3 protein-coding genes are annotated in these 4,448 nt (G+C 62.3%); all 3 read right to left on the bottom strand.

Annotated elements, in window-relative coordinates; all coding sequences use genetic code 11:
- Positions 1-2,856 (bottom strand): aminomethyl-transferring glycine dehydrogenase, encoded by a 2,856-nt coding sequence (gene gcvP, locus AC2FLG_RS20405; protein WP_496707769.1) that lies wholly within the window; start codon positions 2,854-2,856, stop codon positions 1-3.
- 113 nt (positions 2,857-2,969) lie between these two features.
- Positions 2,970-3,335 (bottom strand): glycine cleavage system protein GcvH, encoded by a 366-nt coding sequence (gene gcvH / locus AC2FLG_RS20400; RefSeq protein WP_142640419.1) that lies wholly within the window; start codon positions 3,333-3,335, stop codon positions 2,970-2,972.
- Positions 3,336-3,353: 18 nt separating this feature from the next.
- Positions 3,354-4,448: glycine cleavage system aminomethyltransferase GcvT (gene gcvT / locus AC2FLG_RS20395; RefSeq protein ID WP_496707767.1), on the bottom strand; the 1,095-nt coding region annotated here is incomplete at its 5' end.

Genomic DNA, 4,448 nt, shown 5'->3' with positions numbered 1-4,448 from the left:
TTACTCTGCGGCTTCTTCGTAAGCGTCCATTGGTGGGCATGTGCAGATGAGGTTTCGGTCTCCGTATGCGTTGTCGACGCGGTTGACGGGGGACCAGTATTTGTCGACGCCCATGGAGCCCGGGGGGAAGCAGGCCTGTTCGCGGGTGTATGGGCGGTCCCAGTCGCCGACCAGATCGCGCACCGTATGGGGGGCGTTTTTCAGCGGGTTGTTCTCCGCATCGATCTTGCCGTCGATGATGTCCTGCGCCTCGGCCCGGATGGACAGCATGGCGTCGCAGAAGCGATCCAGCTCGTCCTTGGGTTCCGACTCGGTGGGCTCGACCATCAGGGTTCCGGCCACCGGCCAGGACATGGTCGGCGCGTGGAAGCCTGAATCGACCAGACGTTTGGCCACATCGTCGACGCTGACATGGGCCGCCTCATCCAAAGGACGGGTGTCAAGGATACATTCATGCGCCACCCGGCCTGTTTCCGAGGTGTACAGGATCGGATAGGCGTCCTGCAGCCGGGCCGCGATATAGTTGGCGTTCAGGATCGCCACTTTCGTGGCCTGGGTCAGACCCGCACCGCCCATCAGCAGCACATAGGCCCAACTGACCGGCAGGATCGACGGAGACCCAAACGGTGCCGCCGAGACCGGACCGACGGCGGTGCCGTATTCCGGGTGGCCGGGCAGGTGTTCCTCCAGATGCGCCTTGACGCCGATCGGACCCATGCCGGGGCCGCCACCGCCATGCGGGATGCAGAAGGTCTTGTGCAGGTTCAGGTGGCTGACATCGCCGCCGATATCACCGGGGCGCGACAGGCCGACCATGGCGTTCATGTTGGCGCCGTCGATATAGACCTGACCGCCGTGATCATGGGTGATCTGGCAGACCTCCTGGACGGTGGTCTCGAACACGCCATGGGTCGACGGGTAGGTAATCATGCAGGCGGCCAGATGGTCGGAATGCTTTTCCGCCTTGGCGCGGAAATCGGCGACATCAATGTTGCCCTTCTCATCCGCTTGCACCGGCACCACCTGATAGCCCACCATCTGGGCCGAGGCCGGGTTGGTGCCATGGGCCGAAGTGGGGATCAGGCAGACATTGCGGTGCCCTTCGCCGCGGGCGAAGTGATAGTTGCGGATGGTCAGCAGGCCTGCGTACTCGCCCTGCGCGCCCGAGTTGGGCTGCTGCGAGATCGCGTCATAGCCGGTGATCTGGCACAGCTTGTCGTTCAGATCGGCAATCATCTCGTGATAGCCCTGTGCCTGATCTTCGGGGCAGAACGGGTGCAGATTGCCGAACTCGGGCCAGGTGACCGGGATCATCTCGATCGTGGCGTTCAGCTTCATCGTGCACGACCCCAGCGGGATCATCGCCCGGTCCAACGCCAGGTCGCGGTCGGCCAGACGGCGCATATAGCGCGTGATCTCGGCCTCGGCCCGGTTCTTGTGGAAGATCTCGTGGGTCAGATATTCGCTTTCACGCAGCGCGTAATCCGGCAGGCGGTATTGCTTGTTCGAGCTGTCATCCGCCCGATCGATGCCGAAAGCACCCCAGACGGCCTCGATGGTCTCGGGCCGGGTCTGTTCGTCCAGGCTGATGCCGACCTTGCTGTCGCCAACCTTGCGCAGGTTGACGCCGCGGGCCACGGCGGCCTCCATCACGACATTCTGCAGATGGCCGACCTCGACCGTGATGGTGTCAAAGAACACTTCCGGTTCCACGGCAAAGCCCGCCTCTTCCAGACCGGCGGCCAGGCGCGAGGTCTTGCGGTGCACCGATTGCGCAATGGCCTTGATGCCATCAGGGCCGTGATAAACCGCATACATCGACGCAATGACGGCCAGCAGCGCCTGCGCGGTGCAGACATTCGAGTTGGCCTTCTCGCGGCGGATATGCTGTTCGCGGGTCTGCAGCGCCAGGCGATAGGCCTTGTTGCCCCGGCTGTCGATGCTGACGCCGATGATCCGGCCGGGCATCGACCGCTTCAGCTTGTCGGTGGTCGCCATATAGGCCGCGTGCGGGCCGCCATAGCCCATCGGCACGCCAAAGCGCTGGGTCGAACCGATGGCGATATCCGCGCCCATCTCGCCGGGGGATTTCAGCAGTGCCAGCGACAGGATGTCGGCGGCAACGATGGCAATGGCTTTATGTTCATGCAGCGCCGCGATCTCGGCGGTGAAGTCGCGCACATGTCCATGCGTGCCGGGATACTGGAAGATCGCGCCAAACACCGCGCCCGCGTCCATCATATCCGGATCAGCCACCTGTACGTCGATGCCCAGAGGCTCGGCGCGGGTTTTGATCACCGCAATGGTCTGCGGGTGGCAGTTTTTATCGACGAAGAAAGCCGCGTTATTGGCCTTGGACCGGCCACCGCGCTTGGCCATCGCCATCGCCTCGGCAGCAGCGGTTGCTTCGTCCAGCAGGGATGCGTTGGCCACGTCCAGCCCGGTCAGATCGCTGACCATGGTCTGGAAGTTCAGCAACGCCTCAAGCCGGCCCTGGCTGATCTCGGGCTGATAAGGCGTGTACGCCGTGTACCAGGCCGGGTTTTCCAGGATATTGCGCAGGATCGGCGCAGGCGTGGTGGTGCCGTAATAGCCCTGACCAATCAGCGAGGTCAGAACCTTGTTCTTGCTCGCCACCTCTTTCATGTGGAACAGCGCATCGCGCTCGGTCATCGCCGGACCCCAGTCCAGCGCTTCCTTCTGCCGGATCGCAGGGGGGACGGTGGCGTCAATCAGCTGATCCAGCGTCGTGAAGCCGATCACCTTGAGCATGTCGCGCATCTCGGTCGGGCTGGGCCCGATATGGCGACGGTTGGCAAAGTCATAGGCTTCGTAATCGGTGAGTTTGAAGGCCATGTGTAGCGCTCCTCAAGGAATGTCTCGCCCAGCCGCTCTGGCAGATGCCTCCGGCGGGAGTATTTGGAAAAAGATGAAGCCCGGGGCCCGGTTTCAGGGCCCCGGAATTGAAGTTACCCGATGAAGGCCTTGTAGCCGGCCTCATCCATCAGATCTTCCAGCTGCGACGCATCCGTGATCTTGATCTTGTAAATCCAGGCCTCGCCCTCGGGGTCGTCGTTCAGCGCGCCCGGATTGTCGGCCAGCGCTTCGTTGACCTCGACGATCTCGCCATCAACCGGCGCATAAAGCTCGGACGCCGCCTTGACGGATTCGATCACGCCAATCTCGCCACCCTTCTCGAACTCGTCGCCTGCTTCCTGCTGTTCCACGAACACCACGTCGCCCAGCTGTTCAGCCGCGTGTTTGGTGATGCCCAGCGTCGCGGTGTCACCCTCGACGGTCAGCCATTCGTGCTCTTCGGAATAATAGGTTGCCATGTTGTCTCTCTCCTGACTTCAACGCTTGTAATTCTGGGTGACAAAGGGGGTGGCCACAATCTGTGCCGGTTGCGGCTTGCCCCGGATGATCAGATTCACCGCCGTGCCCGGTTCGGCATGATCCGCCGCCACATAGCCCATCGCCACAGGTCCACCGACCGTCGGGCCAAACCCGCCCGAGGTGATCTGACCGATTGTATTGCCCTGCGCGCACTGAATGTCCACGCCCTGACGCGCCGGTGCCCGGCCTTCCGGCTTGATGCCCACCAGCTTGCGCGCGGGACCCTCGGCCAGTTCTTTTTGAATGCGGTCGGCCCCCGGGAACCCGCCCTCTTCCTTGCGGCGTTTCTGGATCGCCCAACCCAGGCTGGCCTCGATCGGCGAGGTGCCCTGGTCGATGTCATTGCCATACAGGCACAGCCCCGCCTCCAGCCGCAGGCTGTCGCGCGCGCCCAGGCCCGCCGCCTCGCAATCCTCATGCGCCAGGAAGGCCTTGGTGATTTCAATCGCGCGGTCCTCGGGGATCGAGATCTCGTACCCGTCCTCGCCGGTATAGCCCAGACGCGAGATCCGGCATTCGGCCCCCAGGATGTCGGCAACAACGGTTTCCATGAACTTCAGATCCCGCGCCGCAGGGCAAAGCGCACCCACCACATCCTCGGCCTTCGGTCCCTGCACCGCAACAAGCGCGCGGTCAAAGATCTCGATCACCTCAACCCCGTCCAGATTGGCGCGCATATGCGGAATATCCTGATGACGCAGCGCCGCGTTCACCACCACAAAGAAGTGATCCCCCGCATTCGACACGATCAGATCATCCATGATCCCGCCATCCGAATTGGTGAAAAATCCATACCGCGCCTTGCCAGGCTTCAATGTCGCATAGGCCTGCGGGCACAGAGCCTCAAGCTTGGCACCAACATCCTCACCCCGCAGGATCACCTGACCCATATGAGACACATCAAACACCGCCGCCTTCTCACGACACTGCGCATGCTCACCCATAATCCCCAAGGGATACTGAACAGGCATCTCCCAGCCCGCAAAATCAACCAACTTCCCACCCAACTCAACATGCAAACCATGCAAAGGCGTGCGCTTAATATCCGTCAT

Source organism: Ruegeria sp. CDSA193 (assembly GCF_059611885.1).
The sequence above is the reverse complement of the archived record's forward strand: the minus strand, read 5'-3'. Positions and strand labels throughout refer to the sequence as shown.

Coding starts and splice junctions, on each gene's coding strand:
- gcvP (WP_496707769.1), bottom strand. CDS start 2,856: ATGGCCTTCAAACTCACCGATTACGAAGCCTATGACTTTGCCAACCGT.
- gcvH (WP_142640419.1), bottom strand. CDS start 3,335: ATGGCAACCTATTATTCCGAAGAGCACGAATGGCTGACCGTCGAGGGT.